Here is a 511-nt window from a genome sequence, read left to right on the forward strand (position 1 = left end):
CCCAGTTTCGCAGCGACTGCCGCCGTCTGACGCACATGGTTAGACTGGATCGCGCCGGCGGTGATTAAGGTATCCGCGCCCTCGCGCAGCGCATCGGCGGCGAGAAACTCCAGCTTACGCAGTTTGTTGCCCCCCATCGCCAGCGGCGTCGTATCATCACGTTTAATAAAAATTTCGCGCCCAAGGTGATCGGACAGACGCGGGAGATACTCCAGCGGCGTCGGCGCGCCGATCAATTCCAGGCGCGGAAAGCGGGTTAAGTTTTGCAGTGACATGGCCCCTCCTGACTCAGTTATGCTTCATTATGCACACAGTTACGCGCTAAATAAAAAAAGGCGCTTCCAGGAGCGCCTTTTTTCACCGCTGTCCGTTATTTCGTCACGTCAGCGCCAAACCATTTCTCGGACAGCGCCTTCAGGCTGCCATCTTTCTGCATGTCTGCAATCGCGCCATCTACCGCTTTCAGCAGGTCGTCGTTGCCTTTACGCAGCGCAACGCCAGCTTCCTGACG

The 511-nt window shown here is 57.1% G+C and carries 2 protein-coding genes; both read right to left on the minus strand.

From position 1 onward, the window contains the following. A partial coding sequence (locus tag R7P64_RS24750) for a pyridoxal-phosphate dependent enzyme (protein ID WP_318124292.1) occupies nt 1-275 on the minus strand: 275 nt, incomplete at its 3' end. A 95-nt stretch (nt 276-370) separates the two neighbouring features. Beyond that, on the minus strand, nt 371-490 hold the full coding sequence (locus tag R7P64_RS24755) for a transporter substrate-binding domain-containing protein (protein WP_411979342.1): 120 nt from the start codon (nt 488-490) through the stop codon (nt 371-373). Nucleotides 491-511: the final 21 nt, after the last annotated feature.

This window comes from Vibrio sp. 2304 (assembly GCF_033339475.1).
GTDB lineage: Bacteria > Pseudomonadota > Gammaproteobacteria > Enterobacterales > Vibrionaceae > Vibrio > Vibrio alginolyticus.